We start from the raw sequence: 17,717 nt of genomic DNA, 5'->3' as shown, positions 1-17,717 counted from the left end.
GCGCGCCCCGCCCTCCTAGCGGAGGGGCGACCCGGCCGGCGGGCTGGGGGGGCGCGGTGCTCCGATCGATCGGAGCACCGCCCGGCCCTTCGCGTTGGTCGCGGGGTTCCCGTCGGCGCGTTACAGGAACGAGTTGATCTGGATGGTCTCGTCCCGCCCCGGGCCGACGCCGATGGCCGAGATCGGGGCGCCCGACATGTCCTCCAGGGCCTTCACGTAGGCGCGGGCGTTGGCCGGCAGCTCCTCGAAGGAGCGAGCCTTGCCGATGTCCTCGCTCCAGCCCGGCAGGTACTCGTAGATCGGCTTCGCGTGGTGGAAGTCCGTCTGGTTGTAAGGGAGTTCCTCGACGCGGCGGCCGTCGATCTCGTAGGCGACGCAGACCGGGATCCGCTCCCAGCCGGTGAGCACGTCCAGCTTGGTGAGGAAGAAGTCGGTGAGCCCGTTGACCCGGGTGGCGTAGCGGGCGATCACCGCGTCGAACCAGCCGCAGCGCCGGTCGCGGCCGGTGGTGACGCCGAACTCGCCGCCGATGCGGCGCAGCGCGTCGCCGTCCTCGTCGAGCAGCTCGGTGGGAAAGGGACCGGCGCCGACCCGGGTGGTGTAGGCCTTGAGGATGCCGATGACCCGGCTGATCCTCGTCGGGCCGACCCCGGTGCCGGTGCAGGCGCCGCCGGCGGTGGGGTTGGAGGAGGTGACGAACGGATAGGTGCCGTGGTCGACGTCGAGGAGGGTGCCCTGGCCGCCCTCGAAGAGCACCACCTTGCCCTCGTCGATGGCCTGGTTGAGGACCAGCACGGTGTCGCACACGAAGGGGCGCAGCGCGTCGGCGTAGCCGAGGAGCTCGTCGACGACCTGGCCTGTGGCGATGGCGCGGCGGTTGTAGAGCTTGGCGAGCACCTGGTTCTTCTGGTCCAGGGCCGCCTCCACCTTCTGGCGCAGGATCGATTCGTCGAAGAGGTCCTGGACCCGGATGCCCTGCCGGTTGATCTTGTCCGCGTAGGTGGGGCCGATGCCGCGCCCGGTGGTGCCGATCTTGCGCTTGCCCAGGAAGCGTTCGGAGACCTTGTCGAGGGTGGTGTGGTACGGCGTGATCAAATGGGCGTTGCCGCTGAGCAGCAGGCGGGAGGTGTCGACGCCGCGCTCGGCGAGGCCGCCCAGCTCCTCGAGCAGCACCCCGGGGTCGACCACGACCCCGTTGCCGATGACCGGAACGCAGCCGGGCGAGAGGATCCCGGATGGCAGCAGATGAAGGGCGTACTTCTGGTCGTCCACCACGACCGTGTGACCGGCGTTGTTGCCGCCCTGGTAGCGAACGACGTAGTCCACCGAGCCGCCGAGCAGATCGGTGGCCTTGCCTTTGCCTTCGTCACCCCACTGAGCACCAAGCAGCACAAGTGCGGGCACAGGCGTACACCCCTTCCGAGCGGGGCATCTACGCAAAGGCTGCCCCGGATCGACGAAACCCCTGGCGCAATCGCGACAGGGGCTCTTGCACAGAGAGCTTACGGGAGACGCAGCCGGGAGGCGACAGTCAGGTGCTCATCGTCATCGACCCGACGGCCCGCCAGACGGATGGGGAATCGGTTCGGATCGCCAGGGACGTGCTGTGCGCGGGTGCGAGCGGGGCCAAGGTGTGTGTGCTCGACCGGACACAGGGGATGACACACGCCCTGCGGGGGCGCGGCGATCGTCGAGTGGTGATCGTCGGTGACGACCGGGCGCTGCTGCGGGCTGTGGGGGTGTTGCACAGTCGGGGCGAGCTGGCGGCGAGTCCCCTGGGGATCGTGCCGGTGGGCCCCGGGCCCTCGGTGGCGGTGGCGCGGGCGCTCGGGGTGCCGACGGACGCGGTGGCGGCGTCACGCGCCGTGCTGACGGGCGCCGACCGGCGGCTCGACGTGCTGACGGACGACACGGGCGGCGTGGTCTTAGGCGCCCTCGGCATCCCGGCGCCCAGGCCGCGGGGATCGGCGGCTGCGTTGTGGTGGCGCGCGAAGCACCCGGTGCGGCAGCGACTGCGGGTGGAGGCCGACGGCCGGCTGCTGGCCGACGTGGACCGGCCGGTGTCCGGGGTCTCGGTGCGGGCGGCGAACGGCCTGGCCGAGGTGGTGGTGCGACACTGCCCCGACGGCTCCGACACCAGCGCGCGGGCCACCTCGGTGACGGTGTCCGGCCCCGCGGGGGCGGCGTTCAGCTACCGGGCGAACGCGGTGGACCTCGGGCCGACCCGGGTGCGCACGTGGACGGTGCGCCCGGGGGCGCTGCGGCTGACGGTCCCGCGCCCCCGAAGCGCAACCCTGGGTTGACAATGGGGGAGCGTCAACCTACGGTTGACGCATGGCTGAACCCACCCCCGTAACCCCGCCCGTGACCCCGCGCATCAGCCTCGACGAGCTGATCGGGGCCATCAAGAAGGTCCACCCCGAGCCCCTCGACCAGCTCTCCGACGCCGTGATCGCGGCCGACCACCTCGGCGAGGTGGCCGACCACCTCATCGGCCACTTCGTCGACCAGGCCAGGCGCTCCGGCGCCTCCTGGACCGACATCGGCCGCAGCATGGGCGTCACCCGGCAGGCGGCGCAGAAGCGGTTCGTCCCCAAGGACCCGGCCGACCCCAGCCAGAGCTTCGAGCGCTACACCCCCCGGGCCAGGCAGGTCGTGGTGGGCGCGCAGCAGGTGGCGCGGGAGGCCGGCAGCACCGAGATCACCACCGGACACCTGCTGCTCGCCCTGGCGAGCGACCAGGACAGCCTGGCCGCCAGGGCCATCACGCGCGCCGGCGTGACGCTGGAGGCGGTCCGCGACGCCGCCACCGCGGCCCTGCCGCCGGCCACCGACGAGGCGCCCGACCTGATCCCGTTCGACGCGGGCGGCCGCAAGGCACTCGAGCTGACCTTCCGCGAGGCGCTACGCCTCGGCCACAACTACATCGGCACCGAGCACCTGCTGCTCGCGCTCCTCGAGCACGAGGACGGCTCGGGCCCGCTGTCCGACCTCGGCATCACCAAGGCCGACGCGGAGGCCGACATCACGGCGGCCCTGGCGCGCCTGACCGGCGGTCGGCAGAAGTAGCGTGGGCGGCGCGCAGTTCGTGCCAGCGGTCGAGCATCCCCTTCAGCTGGCTGTCGAGGAACTCGATGAAGTCGGTCATCTCCGCCAGCCGGTCGGCCGCCGCGGTGCCGGGACCGACCACGTCGAGGCCGGCCCGCATGGTGTCGATCCAGCGCCGCAGGATCGCGTCGCGGTTGATCATGGCCTCGTACCAGGAGGCGTGGCGCACCCGATAACGCTCACGCCGGGAGCCCGGCTCGCGCTCCCGGCTGAGCAGGTGGACCTGGTCCAGGTAACGCACCGCGCCGGAGACCGCGGCCGGCGAGATCCGCAGCCGGTCGCTCAGCTCGGCGGAGCTGAGCGTGGCCTCCTGGGAGGCCATCAGGCAGGCGAACACCCGGGAGGGCATACGCGGCATCCCCGCCTGGATGAGATCGGCCGCGAACCGCTCCACGAAGGCGGCCACGGCGTCCGTGTACTCACCACGCCGCTCCGTCGTACCGTGCTCGATCACCTGGCCATCCTCGCATTCCACCTGAGCGGGCCGCCTTGACGGCTCCTTAACTTCACAGTTTTCTGAACTTACCGTAGATTCAAAAGCATGAAATCGGCAACCAACGCCATCACCGTCTCCGGGCTGGTGAAGACCTTCGGGCGCACCCGCGCCCTCGACGGCCTCGACCTGGACGTGGCCAGCGGCGAGGTCCACGGCTTCCTCGGCCCGAACGGCGCGGGCAAGTCCACCACCATCCGCGTGCTGCTCGGCCTGCTGCGCCCGGACTCGGGTGCGGTCCAACTGCTCGGCGGCGACCCCTGGCACGACGCCGTCGAGCTGCACCGCAGGCTCGCCTACGTGCCGGGGGACGTCGAACTGTGGCCGAACCTCACCGGCGGCGAGGCCATCGGCCTGCTCGGCCGGCTGCGCGGCGGCCTCGACGAGGCGCGCAGGGCCGAACTGATCGAGCGCTTCGACCTCGACCCCACCAAGAAGGGCAGGACCTACTCCAAGGGCAACCGGCAGAAGGTCGCCATCGTCGCCGCGCTCGCCTCCCGGGCCGACCTGCTGCTCCTCGACGAGCCCACCGCCGGCCTCGACCCCCTGATGGAGGTCGTCTTCCAGGACGCCATCACCGAGGCCAAGGCCGCGGGCAAGACCGTCCTGCTCTCCAGCCACATCCTCGCCCAGGTCGAGAAGCTGTGCGACCGCGTCAGCATCATCCGACTCGGCCGCATCGTGCAGTCCGGCTCGCTCAGCGACATGCGCCACCTCACCCGCACCACCATCGAGGCCGAGACCAGCGACCCGGTCACCGGCCTCGACGAGCTGCCGGGCGTCCACGACCTCCGCGTCGAGAACGGCAAGGTCCACCTCAACGTGGACGGCGCCCACCTCGACACCACGATCAACCGCCTCGCCCGCTTCGGCGTGCGCAGCCTCGTCGCCCACCCGCCCACCCTGGAGGAGCTGATGCTCCGCCACTACGGCGACGAGCTGGAGGCCCTGGAGGGCAACGGCCACCACGCCACCGGGGTGACCAGGTGACCGCCGCCACCGCGCCCCCCGTCGCCACCGGGGCGATCACGACCGGCCAGGGCCAGCCCCTGGCCGGGACCTGGACGCTGGTCAGGTTCGCGCTCCGCCGCGACCGGGTCAGGCTCCCCGTGTGGATCCTGGCGACCACGCTGGTCTCGATGTCCTCGCTCTCCAGCTTCCAGACCCAGTACGCCACCGCCGCCGACCGCGCCACCGCCGCGGAGACCCTCGGCGGGCCCGCGGGTCTCGCGATGACCGGGCCCGAACGCTACGTCGAGGGACCCGACTACACCTACGGGGCGATGACGGCGCACCAGCTGATCGGCTACCTGGCCATCACGGTCGGGCTGATGAGCGTGCTCACCGTCGTCCGCCACACCAGGACCGAGGAGGAGACCGGGCGCGCCGAACTGCTGCGGGCCAACGTCGTGGGCCGGCACGCCCAGCTGGCCGCCGGCCTCACCGTGGCGGTCGCCGCCAACCTCGCCATCGGGCTGCTGCTCGCCGCCGCGCTCGGCGGCTCTGGGGTGGAGACGGTCACCGGCACCGGCTCGCTGCTCCTCGGCGCGGCCGTCGCCGCGGCCGGCATCGGCTTCGCGGCCGTCGCGGCGGTCGGCGCGCAGATCACCACCTTCTCGCGCGGCGCCTCCGGGCTCGGCATGGCCGCGGTCGGCGTCGCCTTCGCGCTGCGCGCCGTCGGCGACATCGGGAGCGACGCCGTCTCCTGGCTCTCCCCGATCGGCTGGGCCCAGCGCACCTACGCCTATGTCGACGACCGCTGGTGGCCGCTGCTGCTCAACCTGGCGCTGGCCGCCGCCTGCGCCGCCGCGGCCTTCATGCTCTCCACCCGCCGCGACGTCGGCGCCGGACTGCGGCCGCCACGCCCCGGCCGGCCCGCCGCCTCCGAGGCGCTCAGCCGCCCGCTCGGCTTCGCGCTCCGGCTGCACCGCGGCGTGCTGCTCGGCTTCGCCGCGGGCGGACTGCTGTTCAGCCTGATGTACGGCTCCATCCTCGGCAGCGCCGAGGACATGATCGGGGAGAACGAGCAGCTGCGGGAGCTCATCCAACAGCTCGGCGGCGACGTGGTGGAGTCGTTCGCCTCGGTGGTGATGACCGTCCTCGTCGTCCTCGCCGCCTGCTACGTGGTGGTGGCCGCGCTACGGGCCCGGACCGAGGAGACCGGCGGCCGCGCCGAGCCCGTGCTCGCCACCGGCCTCTCCCGCACCCGCTGGCTGGCCGGCCACCTGACCGTGTCACTGGTCGGCGGCACCGCTGTGCTGCTGCTCGCCGGCCTCGGCTTCGGGCTCTCCGGCGCCGCGTCGACCGACGACTGGAGCCTGGTCCCCGCGCTGACCGGCGCCTCGCTGGCCTACGCGCCCGCGCTCTGGGTCACCGCGGGCGTCGCCGTGACGCTCTTCGGCTGGCTCCCGAACGCCTCGGCCGCCGCCTGGGCCGTTCCGGGGTACTCCTTCCTCGTGGTCTATCTGGGTGATCTCATCGACCTGCCCGACTGGCTGGCCGACTTCTCCCCGATCGGCCATGTCCCGCAGGTGCCGGCGGCCGACCTGGACTGGACGCCGCTGCTGGTCCTGACCGCGGTGGCCGCCGGGCTGATCTGGCTCGGCCTGGCCGGCTTCAACCGCCGCGACCTGGACTGCAAGTGACCGGTGCCGCCCGGCCCGCCGGGGCGGGCCGGGCGGCGCCGGTCGCCCACCCAACGGAGCAACCACCCACCCGCTGGGCCCCTCTCCGGATGCGACCTCCGTGACGCGCTGTTCGCATAGGTGACAACCCGTCACGCGTCTCTGCGTGCGGCAGACGACCCGGAGGTCACCGCTCATGAGAATCGCGCTCTCCAGAAGCCGCCTGGCCGCCGCAGCGGCCACCCTCCTCCTCTCCCTGGGAACGGCCGCCACCCCGACCCTGGCCTGGGCCGAGGCGCAGGCCGACTCCGGCCCGACCACCCCCTCGGCACCGCTGACCATCTCGCCGAGCTCGGGGCCCCCCAACACCTCCGTCACCGTCCGGGCCACCTGCGAGCCCAACGGCCCGGCGACCTCGCCCGCCTTCCAGCAGGACATCACCCTGCGCCAGTCGAGCAACAACCAGTGGGTCGGCACCGGCCGCATCAAGTCCAGCGGTCTCCAGTCCGGGAAGAGCTACACCGTCACCGTCCGCTGCCGGGACGGCGTCACCCTGACCACCAACTTCACCGTCACCTCCGCCACTCCCACCGGCGGCGCGGCCGCCGGCTTCGGCGGCAGCAGCGGCGGCGTCGGAGGCGGCGACTCGGCCGCGACCGCGCTGGCCGTCGGCGGCGGCGTGGCGGTGGCAGGCACCGCCGGCTACATGTTCCTCGCCCGCCGGCGCCGGGCCACCGGCAGCCACTACTGAGAGGCGCGGCGGTGCGGCAGATCCTGCGTCGGCTGCGGGGCGCCGACCGACCACCTCGCCTGCGGGTCCCGCGGGCGATGCGGAAGGTCAAGCCCCGGCGCACCCCGCGCACCCCGCGGGACCCGCGCAAGGTCAGGTCCAGGCCCGAGAAGGCCCGCAAGGGCCGGAGGGCTCGCGAGGCCGGCAGGCCGAGCGAGGCCCCCGAGGTGGCCGCGACCACGGCCCGGGCCGAGGAACCGGCCCCCGCCGCCGCGCCGGCGGGGGCGGCCGGGGACCCCGGGGACGGGCGGCGCACGCGGCGCCGCCGGCGCCGCCTCGGGTCCGTGCTGAACCCGCTGCGGCCGGTGCGGTTCCTCGGCCGGCTCGTCCGACGGCCGCTGGTGGCCTGCGTCGGCGTGCTGCTCCGGGCGGCGCGGTGGGTCGTGAGCTGGTACCGCCGCGTCGCCCGGCCGGTGGTGTCGGCCGCCCGCGCCGTCAAGCGGCTGGTGCTGGCCCGTCCTGGCGACGGCACCCGCGCGGCGGCGGCCCGCGTCAGCCGGCAGCAGCGGCTCGCGCTGCGCGCCCGTCGTCTCGAGGTGGCGGCCGCGGCCTCCGCCGTGACGGTGGGACTCGCCGGCGGGCTGCTGCTGCCCGGCTCGGGCGAGGTCGTCAGCGAGGCGCGGGCGTCGAGCAGCATCGCGGAGGGCGTCTCCCGGCCGGGCGCGGTGGACGCCCCCGGCGCGGCGCCCGACGCGGGTTCCACGGCCAACCTGGACGGCTCGGAGCAGCCTTCAGGAGTGGTCGCGCCGCCGCTGCCACGCTCCACCCCCACCCGGATCCGCATCCCGCAGCTCGGCACCGACGTCGAGGTGTTCGGCGCCCTGCTCGGCACGGACGGCGGGCCACCGTCGCCGGCCGAGGAGGACGCCATGCGGGCCGCCTGGTACTCGGGCGGCGTCGCGCCCGGCGAGCAGGGGCCGGCCATCCTGGTCGGGCACCTGGACACCTACACAGGGCCCGCCGCCTTCGCCGGGCTCGGCCAGCTCCAACCGGGCGAGCTCATCGAGATCGACCGGGAGGACGGCCAGACCGCGCTGTTCGAGGTGGACTCCGTCGAGCAGTACCCGAAGGCGGACTTCCCCGACCTGCGGGTCTACGGCGCCGTCGACACCCCCCAACTGCGGCTGATCACCTGTGGCGGCCGCTGGACCGCGGACGGCGGCTACGACTCCAACATCGTGGCCTACGCCCGCCTGATCGGCACCATGGCGCCCCCCGCCACCGGCCAGTGACCGGAGAAGGGGCCGGCGAAGGGGCCGGAACACGACTGAGGCGTCCCGCGCTCGCGGGACGCCTCGGTGTGCCTCGGTGCGGTCAGGACAGGGTCTCGGCCGCCGTCGGGGAGCTGTCCCGCAGGAACTGCGAGCAGCGCTCGTACTCCTCGTCCTCGCCGATCGCCTGGGCCGCGCGCGCCAGCGCGTGCAGGGCGCGCAGGAAGCCCCGGTTGGGCTCGTGCTCGAACGGGATCGGGCCGTGGCCGCGCCAGCCGTTGCGCCGCAGCGCGTCGAGGCCCCGGTGGTATCCGGTGCGGGCGTAGGCGTAGGACTCGACCGTGCGGCCCTCGGCGAACGCGTCGTCCGCCAGCTGTGCCCAGGCGAGCGAGGAGGCCGGGTACTTCGCGGCCACCTCGGCCGGCGCCGTGCCCGCGGCCAGCAGCTCACGGGGCTCCGGATCGTCGGGCAGGTGGGTCGGGGGCGGGCCCCCGAGCAGGTTCTCGTGAATCGCCATGTCGTCCAGTGTGCCGCTTCGCTGAGGGGATTCGTCGGCGACCGGTTCGGCCGCGATCTACTTCAGGCGGGTGCCGGTGGAGCGCAGGTCGACGCAGGCCTGGGTGACGCGGGCCGCCATGCCGGCCTCGGCGAGCTTGCCCCAGCTGCGCGGGTCGTACGTCTTCTTGTCGCCGACCTCGCCGTCCACCTTCAGCACGCCGGCGTAGTTGCGGAAGACGTGGTCGACGATGGGACGGGTGAACGCGTACTGGGTGTCGGTGTCCAGGTTCATCTTCACCACGCCGTTCTCGAGGGCGGTGGCGATCTCCTCCTGGGTGGAGCCGGAACCGCCGTGGAAGACGAAGTCGAACGGGGAGGCCTTGCCGAACTTCGCCGCGACGCCCTCCTGGAGCTCCTTCAGCAGGTCCGGCCGCAGCACCACGTTGCCCGGCTTGTAGACGCCGTGCACGTTGCCGAAGGAGGCGGCCAGCAGATAGCGGCCCTTCTCGCCGAGCCCCAGCGCCTCGGCGGTGCGCAGCGCGTCCTCGACCGTGGTGTACAGCTTGTCGTTGATCTCGTGGCTGACGCCGTCCTCCTCGCCGCCGGTGGGGGTGATCTCCACCTCCAGCACGATCCGCGCGGCGGCGGCCAGGGCCAGCAGCTCCTCGGCGATCTCCAGGTTGTCCTTCAGGGTCTCGGCGGAGCCGTCCCACATGTGCGACTGGAAGAGCGGGTTCTCGCCCCGGTCGACGCGCTCCTTGGAGAGGGCCAGCAGCGGCCGGACATAGCCGTCCAGCTTGTCCTTGGGACAGTGGTCGGTGTGGAGGGCGACGTTGATCGGGTACTTCCGGGCCACGACGTGCGCGAACTCGGCGAGCGCGGTGGCGCCGGAGACCATGTCCTTGTCGTACTGACCGCCCAGGAACTCGGCGCCGCCGGTGGACATCTGGATGATGCCGTCGCTCTCGGCCTCGGCGAAGCCGCGCAGCGCGGCGTGCAGGGTCTGCGTCGAGGTGACGTTGATGGCCGGGTAGGCGAACTTGCCCGCCTTGGCCCGGTCAAGCATCTCGTTGTAGACCTCTGGGGTCGCGATCGGCATCTGTCCGCTCCTTGTATGCGTAGATCTGCTCGCCGTCGTCCCGCTCATCCTCCCAGAGAAGGACCCCTACCGGGACAGCGCGCGACAGTTTCACGTGAAACAACTACGGTGTGTCATACCCCCTGTTCAGGGGGGCGATCAGTCCAGGCCCAGGTCGCTCATCGTGTACGCCTGGTAGTAGGGGAGCCCGGCCTCCTCGATGGCCGGCGCGGCACCGCGCTCGACGATCACCGCGACCGCCACCACCTCGGCGCCGGCCTCCCGCAGCGCGGCCACCGCGTCGAGCACCGAGCCGCCGGTGGTCGAGGTGTCCTCCAGCGCGAGCACCCGGCGGCCCGCCACGTCGGGGCCCTCGATCCGGCGTTGCAGGCCGTGTGCCTTCCCCGCCTTGCGCACCACGAAGGCGTCGAGCCGCCGGCCCCGGGCCGCCGCCGCGTGCAGCATGGCGGCGGCCACCGGGTCGGCGCCCAACGTCAGGCCGCCGACGGCGTCGAAGTCGAGGTCCGCGGTGAGGTCGAGCATGACCTCACCGACGAGCGGCGCGGCCTCGCCGTCCAGGGTGATCCGACGCAGGTCGACGTACCAGTCGGCCTCCCGCCCGGAGGAGAGGATGACCTTGCCGTGGACGACGGCCTTGTCCTTGATCTGCCGCAGCAGCTCGTCACGCACGCTCATGGCTCACGACACTACGCCAGGCCCGTTCAGAGCCTGCGCCATGTCCAGCTTGTGGAGATCTCCAGCGGCTCCAGCTCGGTGACCAGTCGGGGATGGGTGTTCAGCCCGTTGGGCGGGCCTGACTGCGGCTCCACGCAGACGGCCTCGGGCTGCTCGTCGTAGACCACCACCCAGGGGGTGCGGCTGGCCACGGTCAATTCCAGCTCGTCCGGCCAGACCAGCGCGACGCGGACGCCGTCCGGCATGCCGAAGCAGTCGTCCCAGGGCCCGGGCCCGGGCGGGATCCGGTGACCGGTCGGCAGGTGGTCGTCGCCGCGCTCCTCCTGCCACTCGGCGGTGAAGTCGATGGCGACGTCCTTGCCCTCGGGGCTCAGCGTGCGGAGGAACCAGGGGTGCCAGCCGGCCTGCGCGGGGAAGGAGTCGCCCAGCGTCTCCACGCCGAGGGTGAGGGTGAGGCCCGAGCCGTCCTCGGCCAGCTCCACGAGCTGGCTGACCCGGCCCCGGTAGGGCCAGGCGTCGGAACCGCCACCGAGGTCGCAGACCAGGGCGGCGCTCCGGTCGTCCGCGCTGACCAGCCGCCAGGGCCGGTTCCTGACCGTGCCGTGGATGGCGTGCGGGCCGGCGTTCACCGGCAGTTGGTGGGTGGTGGTGCCGTTGCTGAAGCGGCCCTCGCGGGTGCGGCCGCACCAGGGCGCCATCACAAAGGAGCCGAACCGCTCGCCCTGGCGCAGCAGTTCGAGCCCGCCGACGCGGAGCGAGGAGAGCCGGCCGCCCTCGTCGGGGCGCACGGTCAGTTCGGTGTCGGCGGCGCGGAGTCGCACTCCGCTGTCGGTGTCGTCGGTGGTCACCCCATGACGATAACGATCTGATGCGACTATCCGACGTACGCAGGTCCTCATGTCGTCACCGCACGAGCGTCGGCGGCGTGGTCAGCGGAGCACGCCGCGCCGCCGGCGAAGAGCCCGACCGACGATGACCGCGGAGGCCAGCGCGATGGCGGCGGCCGGCGCCGCCCAGCGCAGCACCACGGCGGTTCCCGTCGGCTGCCCGGGCGCGGGATCGGGGGCGTACCGGCCGCGCGGCGGGGCGTGATCCACCTCCTCCGCGCTCCGACCGATCATCGTGCGCCTGGCGAAGTCGGCCTCCGGCTCGGGCAGGGCGGCCTCGGCCGCGACCAGCTCGTCGACCTCGTCGATCTCGACGACCCCGTCGGCCCCGTCCACCTCGTCCACCGTGTCGAACCCGTCGATGTCGTCGATGTCGTCGACCTCGGCGAGACGGGCGGCCTCGGCGATGTCCGCGACCTCGGCCGGCCGGTGCTCCGGCTCGGGCTCGGGAGCGGCCGGGATGACCGGGATCGCCGGCTCGTTGTCGTCGGGCGCCCCGATGCCGGCGGCCAGGGCCGTGGGCGGTGGTGGCTCCTCGGTGTCGACCGCGGACTGCGACAACTCGTCGACCAGCGCCTCGGCGAACCGGTCGAGCAACCGCCGGGCCGCCGCGGCCCGCTGCTCGACCGCGTGGTCGGCGAGCCGGCCGCCGGCCTCGACCGTGCCGCGGAAGGAGAGCGTGCACCCCGGGCGGTCGGTCACCGGGCGGGGCACCACGGTGAGCGTGAGCCGCACCGTGCCCTCACCCCTGACCTCGGCGCCCGCCGCCTCGACCGTGACGCCCTCGCCGCGCTCGGACAGGGTCAGGGTGCCGCCGTAGGTGATGGTCGAGGAACCGATCCGCACTCTCATGCGGCCGGCCAGCGCGCCGCCGGGCTCCAGACGCAGCCCGGGCACACAGCGCGCCACCCGCTCCGGCTCGGCGAACGCACTCCGCACGGCGGTGGCGGACAGTGGCAGATAGACCTCGTGCTCCATGGCCATGGCGCGGAGCCTACCCACACCACATGATCGGATCACTTATTCATCCCCACCGCGCGCCGAGCCGGCCGGGAGAGGCGGGCCATCAGCCGGAACGGCCGGGCCCCAACGCGCTGGAGGAGGTACCGAGCCGCTCGGCCGCCGCCTGCTCCAGCGGGGGCACGACCGCCATGCAGGCCAGCAGGGTGGCCACCACCCCCACGCTCAGCAGCAGGAACCGGCGGCGGACGCGCGGGCACAGGTCGCTCCGGAACAGCCAGAGCACCAGCACCCCACCGGCCAGCGCGTTGACCACCCCGGTGAGCAGCGCCGCGTTCAGCCGGCCGAAGAGCGGCAGGAGAAGGAAGGGGAAGGCGAGGCCGCCGAGCAACGCCCCCACGTAGTCGGCCGCCGACAGGTCGGCCACCGCGCGCCCCGCGTCCTGCTGTCTGATCCGCTGGATCAGGGTCATCAACAGCGGCATCTCGGCCCCGATCAACACCCCCATCGCCAGCGAGAAGCACACCAGCATCGGCGTGGCCTCGCCGAAGAGCAGGAAGCTGAGGTGGAGCGTCATCGCCGAGGTGCCGCCGACCAGCGCCAACACCACTTCGATCAGGCCGAAGTTGACCGAGGCATGGCCGCGCAGCCGCTTGGCGCCGAGCGAGCCGAGCCCCATCGCGAAGACCATCAGCGACAGCACGATGGAGGTGTGGGTGACCGTGTCCCCGACGAGATAGTCGGCCAGCGCGATCAGTTCGAGCTCGTAGACCAACCCGCAGGCCGCGCAGACGAATACCGTCAGCAGGACCAGAGTTCGCCCGACGCCCGCCGACACCGGGAGCATGGCCGTCGCCGAGCACTCCGCCTCGGAGCGCTCGGCGTCGGACGTCTGGATCATGAACCGAACGTTACGTCACACCTCGGGATCGAACTGTCACCCACAGGAGTGGTTTCACGGCGACTGCCGCCCTCCGCGACCCTGGTCCTGGTCGCCACCAGCCGCCCCTCCTGCGGATAGGCGTGCCAGGTACGCCAGTGCACCTGGCCGCCCTGCCGCTGCGCGAGCAGCGCGGTGAAGGCGTTGGGATCACCGGGGAACAGGCCGGCGAGACCGTGCGGATGCTCCGCGACCAGGGCCAGCAACTCCTGGGCGCGCCCCGCGAACGAGCCGGCGCTCAGGCTCTCGACGCGCGCCGCGAACTCGTACTCGAAGTTGCCGAGCCGCCTGGAAACTCCCAGGGGCAACGGGGTGTTGCTCCCCGGCATGCACGCGACGGTCTCGGAGCAGGCGCCGTCCCGGTGCTCGAAGAGCACCTGGTGCGAGGCGCCCAGCACGCGCAACTGCACCCGGGCACCCGAGAGTTCGAGATCGAGGGTGGCCAGCGACGGCAGCGGTTCCCGGCCCAGCGCCCAGGCGAGGTCGGCGGCACGGGTGTCGGTGTAGGCGGTGTGGATGGTGGTGAGCATGGGTCGGCCCCCCGCATGCGGGCAGTTGAGGGTGGTGTGGATCGCCCCTCGGGACACTCGAAGGCAGCGCCACCACCGAACCACGGAACTACCGGCAGCATCAGCGTTTTTACCCAACTTCACCAGGTTTCCATCCCCTCGGGGGGAGGGTGGCTCAGGTGTTCGCACCCGGCGGAGCGATGTCGCCCCGGAACGGCCCGCGCCAATTCACCGACGGGCGTGCGCAATTCGAACAGAACCGCACAGTCAACGCGCGGAGACTCCGCGAAATACAGGCTTTCGCCCCGAAAAGGATCGAAACGCTGGTAACAGCTCAGCGTGCTTCACATCTCGTCTGCACAACGGTCACTCGGCCGCACTTGTTCGCGCTCTCATCTGTGAGGAAGCTCAGCGGAACTTCACACTGAAGTGACTTACTGGGGAAGGCCCGATTGATGACGAGATTCGGCAGAACGTCGAAGATCGCCGCGGCCCTGCTGGGAGGCGCCCTCGTCCTCTCTGCCTGTGGTGGCGGCGACGACGAAAGCGGCAACGAGAACGAGAACGAGTCGAGCGGCTCCGGCGGCACGGTCACGTATGCCATGGCCCAGCCGTGGCAGAGCTACAACAACACCACCGCGGGCGCCAACACCGTCGCCAACGGCCAGGTCATGGAGCAGGTGCTGTCGGGCTTCTGGACGTTCGGTGACTCGGACGGCCAGCCGATCCCCAACGAGGACTTCGGCACCTTCGAGATGGTCTCCGAGGACCCGCTGACCGTGGACTACACGATCAACGAGGCCGCCGTCTGGTCCGATGGCACCCCCATCGACTGCGACGACATCCTGCTGTGGTGGACCGCGCAGAGCGGCGCCTTCGACGGGCTGTTCTCGGCCGTCGGCACCCAGGGTGTCGAGGACACCGCCCAGCCGGAGTGCGAGCCGGGCGGCAAGTCCTTCACCCTGCTCTACGACCAGCCGTACGCGGACTGGCTGACCGCGGGCCCGGGCCACGGCAACACCGCCATCCAGCCGGCCCACATCGTCTCGGAGCAGGGCGGGTTCGCCTCCGAGGAGGAGTTCATCGCCGCGCTCCAGGGCGACGACCCCGCGGCGCTCGAGGCCGCCGCCGAGTTCTACAACAACGGCTGGGTGATCGAGGGCGCGCTTCCCGACCCCGCGCTGATCCCGTCCTCCGGCCCCTACGTCATCAGCGGCTACGAGGCCAACCAGTCCGTCACGCTCACCCGTAACGAGAACTGGTGGGGCGAGGAGCCGGCCAACGACTCGATCGTGTTCCGCACCATCGCTGACGAGGAGCAGGTCCAGGCCCTCCAGAACAGCGAGGTCGACATCATCGAGCCGCAGCCGACGGTGGACATCGCCCAGCAGATCCAGTCGGCCTCCGGCGTCGAGAACGAGGTGGGTGAGGAGTACACCTACGAGCACCTCGACTTCAACTTCAACGCCGGTCCGTTCGCCGAGTCCATCGAGCTGCGCCGGGCGTTCGCCCTGTGCGTGCCCTACGAGGACCTGGTCGTCAACCTGATCCAGCCCGTCGTGCCGGACGCCGAGGTCAAGCGGGTCCGCAACGTGGCGCCGTGGGACCCCGGTTACCAGGAGGCCGTGGACGCCTCGCAGGCCACCATCGACGAGTACGGCACCACCGACATCGACGCCTCCCGGGCCATCCTGGAGGCCGAGGACGCCGTCGGCACCACCGTCCGCCTCGGCACCCTGGAGAACCAGCGCCGTCTCGACGCCGGCGCGCTGATCGAGGCCTCCTGCGAGCAGGCCGGCTTCGAGGTCGAGTTCGAGCCCGCGACCGACTTCTTCGACACCACCGGCGCGCTGGCCGAGAACCGCTTCGACGTGGCCATGTTCGCGTGGGCCGGCTCTCCCGACCGCTCCGGCTGGAACTCCACCTACCGGACCGTGACCGAGTGCTCCCCCGAGGGCAAGGGCAACAACAACGGCTGCTACTCCAGCCCCGAGATGGACGAGCTGCTCGACCAGGTCCTGCGCACCTCCGACCAGGCCGAGGCCATCGAGCTGACCGCGCAGATCGAGGCGCTGCTCTGGGAGGACATGGTGACCATCCCGCTGTACCAGCACCCGGGCATCACCGCCTGGAACGGTGCGGTGGAGAACGTGATCCCCAACCCCTCGCAGAACGGCATCACCTGGAACGCCGACCAGTGGGCCAGGTCCTGACGACCCACTAGACCGACCGGTGGCCCGCCGAGGCCGGCCACCGACGGCGTACCACTCGCCCACGCGGGGCCGGGGGACACCCATCCCCCCGGCCCCGCCTTCGTACGGTGGCGGCGCGTCGCCGCGAACGCGCCCGCGTTCCGCCCCACCCCCAGCCCCCTGAACTCCTGGAGTCAGCGCACCATGCTCGTCTTCATAGCGCGGCGGCTCTTCGTCTCGATCTGGGTGTTCCTCGCGTCCTCCGTCATCGTCTTCTTCCTCTCCACACAGGTCAGGGACCCGCTGGCGGAGGCCAGGGCGCTGCCGGACGGTGCCCGCGAGAACGCGATCGCGGAGATCACCGAGCGCATGCACCTGGACGACCCGATCCTCGTCCGCTACTTCCGCTGGCTGGGCGACGCCCTGGCCGGCGACCTCGGCACCAACCGGCAGGGCCAGAGCGTCAACACCATGCTGGAGTCGGCCTTCTCGGCCACCGTCCAGCTCATCGTCGGCGCCACCGTGCTCTCCATCGTGGTCGGCATCTCCATCGGCGTGATCTCGGCGCTCCGCCAGTACACGGCGCTCGACCAGACCGTCACGTTCGTCGCGTTCATCTGCTTCTCGCTGCCGCTCTTCTGGGTGGGCACGCTGCTCAAGCAGTTCCTCGCCATCGACTTCAACGACTGGCTGGCCGATCCCCAGATCTCCCCCCTCTTCATCGGCGGCATCTCCCTGCTCACCGGCCTGTTCTGCGGCTCGGTGGTGCTGGGCGACCGCCGCTCCCGGCTCGTCGCGTTCGCCTCGAGCACCGCCGCCATGGCCGTGCTGCTCGCCGTGCTCTCCGCCACCGAGTGGTTCGCCGACCCCGGCCTCGGACCCGTCGTGGTGGCCATCACCGCCATCGCCGGCGCCATCGGCTTCACCACCCTGGTGAGCGGCCTGGAGTGGCAACCGCCGCTGCGCGCGGCCCTGATCGCGGCGGCCATCGGCATTGTGGCCTACTTCGCCCTCGACCCGGTACTGGATAATCCACAGCTGCCGACGATCATCGGACTGGCGCTGCTGACGGCCGCCGTCTGCTTCGGCGTCGGCTGGTACGTGGGCGGCGACCTGTACCGGCGCAACGCCATCCCGGCCACGGTCCTCACCGGCCTCTTCGCCGGCGCCGTGATCTTCACCGACCGGATGCTCCAGTCGTTCGCCGACTACAGCGAGTCGGTGGGCGGCCGCCCCGTCTCCACGGTCGGCGCCGAGACCCCCAACTACGAGGGCACCTTCTGGGAGAGCGGCCTCGACTCGTTCGGCCACCTGGCGCTGCCCACCCTCGCGCTGGTGCTCATCTCCCTCGCCACCTACACCCGTTACACCCGGGCCAGCATGCTCGAGGTGATGAACCAGGACTACGTGCGCACCGGCCGCGCCAAGGGCCTGAGCGAGCGCGCCGTGGTCACCCGGCACGTGCTGCGCAACGGCCTGATCCCGATCACCACGCTCATCGCCTACGACATCGGCACCATCGTCGGCGGCGCCGTCGTCACCGAGCAGGTCTTCGGCTGGTCGGCGATGGGCAGCCTGCTGTTCACCGGCATCGAACAGGGCGACCCCATGCCGATCATGGCCTTCTTCGTGGTGTCGGGCGGCGCCATCGTGGTCTTCAACATGGTCGCGGACATCGCCTACGCCTTCCTCGACCCCCGCATCCGCCTGTCCTGAAGCCCTAAGGAGGCA

At 72.0% G+C, this 17,717-nt stretch carries 17 protein-coding genes; 8 read left to right on the top strand and 9 right to left on the bottom strand.

Features of this window, described 5'->3' with window-relative positions; translation table 11 throughout:
- Positions 1 to 120: 120 nt before the first annotated feature.
- A complete protein-coding gene (locus ACFWI8_RS31050) occupies positions 121 to 1,404 on the bottom strand; it encodes an adenylosuccinate synthase (protein WP_387098379.1) in 1,284 nt (427 codons plus the stop codon).
- A 293-nt stretch (positions 1,405 to 1,697) separates the two neighbouring features.
- Between ACFWI8_RS31050 and ACFWI8_RS31045 the strand changes: the two genes are divergently transcribed.
- Both ACFWI8_RS31045 and ACFWI8_RS31040 read left to right on the top strand, forming a co-directional pair.
- A complete protein-coding gene (locus tag ACFWI8_RS31045) occupies positions 1,698 to 2,303 on the top strand; it encodes a diacylglycerol kinase (RefSeq protein WP_387098377.1) in 606 nt (201 codons plus the stop codon).
- 31 nt (positions 2,304 to 2,334) lie between these two features.
- The gene (locus ACFWI8_RS31040; protein ID WP_387098376.1) at positions 2,335 to 3,069 is read left to right on the top strand and encodes a Clp protease N-terminal domain-containing protein; all 735 of its coding nucleotides are present in this window, start codon (positions 2,335 to 2,337) and stop codon (positions 3,067 to 3,069) included.
- Here the strand turns inward: ACFWI8_RS31040 and ACFWI8_RS31035 are convergent.
- Positions 3,026 to 3,562, bottom strand: a complete 537-nt coding sequence (locus tag ACFWI8_RS31035; protein ID WP_387098374.1) for a GbsR/MarR family transcriptional regulator — start codon at positions 3,560 to 3,562, stop codon at positions 3,026 to 3,028. The two genes, ACFWI8_RS31040 and ACFWI8_RS31035, sit on opposite strands and share 44 nt — an antisense overlap.
- Before the next feature lie 87 nt (positions 3,563 to 3,649).
- Here ACFWI8_RS31035 and ACFWI8_RS31030 point away from each other — a divergent pair, with 87 nt between their 5' ends.
- From ACFWI8_RS31030 to ACFWI8_RS31015, 4 genes are all read left to right on the top strand, one after another.
- Positions 3,650 to 4,591, top strand: coding sequence for an ABC transporter ATP-binding protein (locus ACFWI8_RS31030; protein ID WP_387098372.1), 942 nt, complete (start codon positions 3,650 to 3,652; stop codon positions 4,589 to 4,591).
- Entirely contained in the window at positions 4,588 to 6,246 is a 1,659-nt protein-coding gene (locus ACFWI8_RS31025) for an ABC transporter permease (RefSeq protein ID WP_387098370.1), read from the top strand. The genes ACFWI8_RS31030 and ACFWI8_RS31025 overlap by 4 nt, the downstream gene beginning before the upstream one ends.
- 175 nt (positions 6,247 to 6,421) lie before the next feature.
- Positions 6,422 to 6,976, top strand: coding sequence for a hypothetical protein (locus ACFWI8_RS31020; protein WP_387098368.1), 555 nt, complete (start codon positions 6,422 to 6,424; stop codon positions 6,974 to 6,976).
- An 11-nt stretch (positions 6,977 to 6,987) separates the two neighbouring features.
- Positions 6,988 to 8,247 carry a class F sortase gene (locus ACFWI8_RS31015; RefSeq protein ID WP_387098366.1) on the top strand — a complete coding sequence of 420 codons (1,260 nt, stop codon included), beginning with the start codon at positions 6,988 to 6,990 and terminating at the stop codon, positions 8,245 to 8,247.
- 82 nt (positions 8,248 to 8,329) lie between these two features.
- Here ACFWI8_RS31015 and ACFWI8_RS31010 read toward each other — a convergent pair whose 3' ends face one another.
- The 7 genes from ACFWI8_RS31010 to ACFWI8_RS30980 all read right to left on the bottom strand — a co-directional run bounded on the left by ACFWI8_RS31010 (position 8,330) and on the right by ACFWI8_RS30980 (position 13,815).
- Complete coding sequence (locus ACFWI8_RS31010; RefSeq protein WP_311600349.1) at positions 8,330 to 8,743, bottom strand: DUF3151 domain-containing protein; 414 nt, start codon at positions 8,741 to 8,743, stop codon at positions 8,330 to 8,332.
- A 57-nt stretch (positions 8,744 to 8,800) separates the two neighbouring features.
- Positions 8,801 to 9,823: a class II fructose-bisphosphate aldolase gene (fbaA, locus tag ACFWI8_RS31005; protein ID WP_387098364.1), complete on the bottom strand. Its 1,023-nt coding sequence runs from the start codon at positions 9,821 to 9,823 to the stop codon at positions 8,801 to 8,803.
- Positions 9,824 to 9,961: 138 nt separating this feature from the next.
- Entirely contained in the window at positions 9,962 to 10,498 is a 537-nt protein-coding gene (gene pyrE / locus ACFWI8_RS31000) for an orotate phosphoribosyltransferase (RefSeq protein WP_387098362.1), read from the bottom strand.
- A 26-nt stretch (positions 10,499 to 10,524) separates the two neighbouring features.
- A complete protein-coding gene (locus ACFWI8_RS30995; protein WP_387098360.1) occupies positions 10,525 to 11,346 on the bottom strand; it encodes an aldose 1-epimerase in 822 nt (273 codons plus the stop codon).
- 81 nt (positions 11,347 to 11,427) lie between these two features.
- Positions 11,428 to 12,369, bottom strand: a complete 942-nt coding sequence (locus ACFWI8_RS30990) for a carbon monoxide dehydrogenase subunit G (protein WP_387098359.1) — start codon at positions 12,367 to 12,369, stop codon at positions 11,428 to 11,430.
- 82 nt (positions 12,370 to 12,451) lie between these two features.
- Positions 12,452 to 13,246, bottom strand: a complete 795-nt coding sequence (locus ACFWI8_RS30985; RefSeq protein ID WP_387098358.1) for a hypothetical protein — start codon at positions 13,244 to 13,246, stop codon at positions 12,452 to 12,454.
- On the bottom strand, positions 13,243 to 13,815 hold the full coding sequence (locus ACFWI8_RS30980; protein WP_387098357.1) for a DUF2617 family protein: 573 nt from the start codon (positions 13,813 to 13,815) through the stop codon (positions 13,243 to 13,245). The genes ACFWI8_RS30985 and ACFWI8_RS30980 overlap by 4 nt, the downstream gene beginning before the upstream one ends.
- Before the next feature lie 434 nt (positions 13,816 to 14,249).
- On the opposite strand from ACFWI8_RS30980, the gene ACFWI8_RS30975 reads away from it, so the two are divergent.
- Positions 14,250 to 16,007, top strand: a complete 1,758-nt coding sequence (locus ACFWI8_RS30975; protein WP_387098355.1) for an ABC transporter family substrate-binding protein — start codon at positions 14,250 to 14,252, stop codon at positions 16,005 to 16,007.
- Positions 16,008 to 16,190: 183 nt separating this feature from the next.
- Positions 16,191 to 17,702: an ABC transporter permease gene (locus ACFWI8_RS30970; protein ID WP_387098353.1), complete on the top strand. Its 1,512-nt coding sequence runs from the start codon at positions 16,191 to 16,193 to the stop codon at positions 17,700 to 17,702.
- Positions 17,703 to 17,717 lie beyond the last annotated feature (15 nt).

Origin of the sequence: Streptomyces sp. NPDC127098, from assembly GCF_042722465.1 — a bacterium.
GTDB classification, from domain to species: Bacteria; Actinomycetota; Actinomycetes; order Streptomycetales; family Streptomycetaceae; genus Streptomyces; species Streptomyces millisiae.
This window is presented reverse-complemented; position numbering and strand designations above follow the sequence as displayed.

Coding starts and splice junctions, on each gene's coding strand:
- ACFWI8_RS31040 (WP_387098376.1), top strand. CDS start 2,335: ATGGCTGAACCCACCCCCGTAACCCCGCCCGTGACCCCGCGCATCAGC.
- ACFWI8_RS31030 (WP_387098372.1), top strand. CDS start 3,650: ATGAAATCGGCAACCAACGCCATCACCGTCTCCGGGCTGGTGAAGACC.
- ACFWI8_RS31020 (WP_387098368.1), top strand. CDS start 6,422: ATGAGAATCGCGCTCTCCAGAAGCCGCCTGGCCGCCGCAGCGGCCACC.
- ACFWI8_RS31010 (WP_311600349.1), bottom strand. CDS start 8,743: ATGGCGATTCACGAGAACCTGCTCGGGGGCCCGCCCCCGACCCACCTG.
- fbaA (WP_387098364.1), bottom strand. CDS start 9,823: ATGCCGATCGCGACCCCAGAGGTCTACAACGAGATGCTTGACCGGGCC.
- pyrE (WP_387098362.1), bottom strand. CDS start 10,498: ATGAGCGTGCGTGACGAGCTGCTGCGGCAGATCAAGGACAAGGCCGTC.
- ACFWI8_RS30990 (WP_387098359.1), bottom strand. CDS start 12,369: ATGGCCATGGAGCACGAGGTCTATCTGCCACTGTCCGCCACCGCCGTG.
- ACFWI8_RS30985 (WP_387098358.1), bottom strand. CDS start 13,246: ATGATCCAGACGTCCGACGCCGAGCGCTCCGAGGCGGAGTGCTCGGCG.
- ACFWI8_RS30980 (WP_387098357.1), bottom strand. CDS start 13,815: ATGCTCACCACCATCCACACCGCCTACACCGACACCCGTGCCGCCGAC.
- ACFWI8_RS30975 (WP_387098355.1), top strand. CDS start 14,250: ATGACGAGATTCGGCAGAACGTCGAAGATCGCCGCGGCCCTGCTGGGA.
- ACFWI8_RS30970 (WP_387098353.1), top strand. CDS start 16,191: ATGCTCGTCTTCATAGCGCGGCGGCTCTTCGTCTCGATCTGGGTGTTC.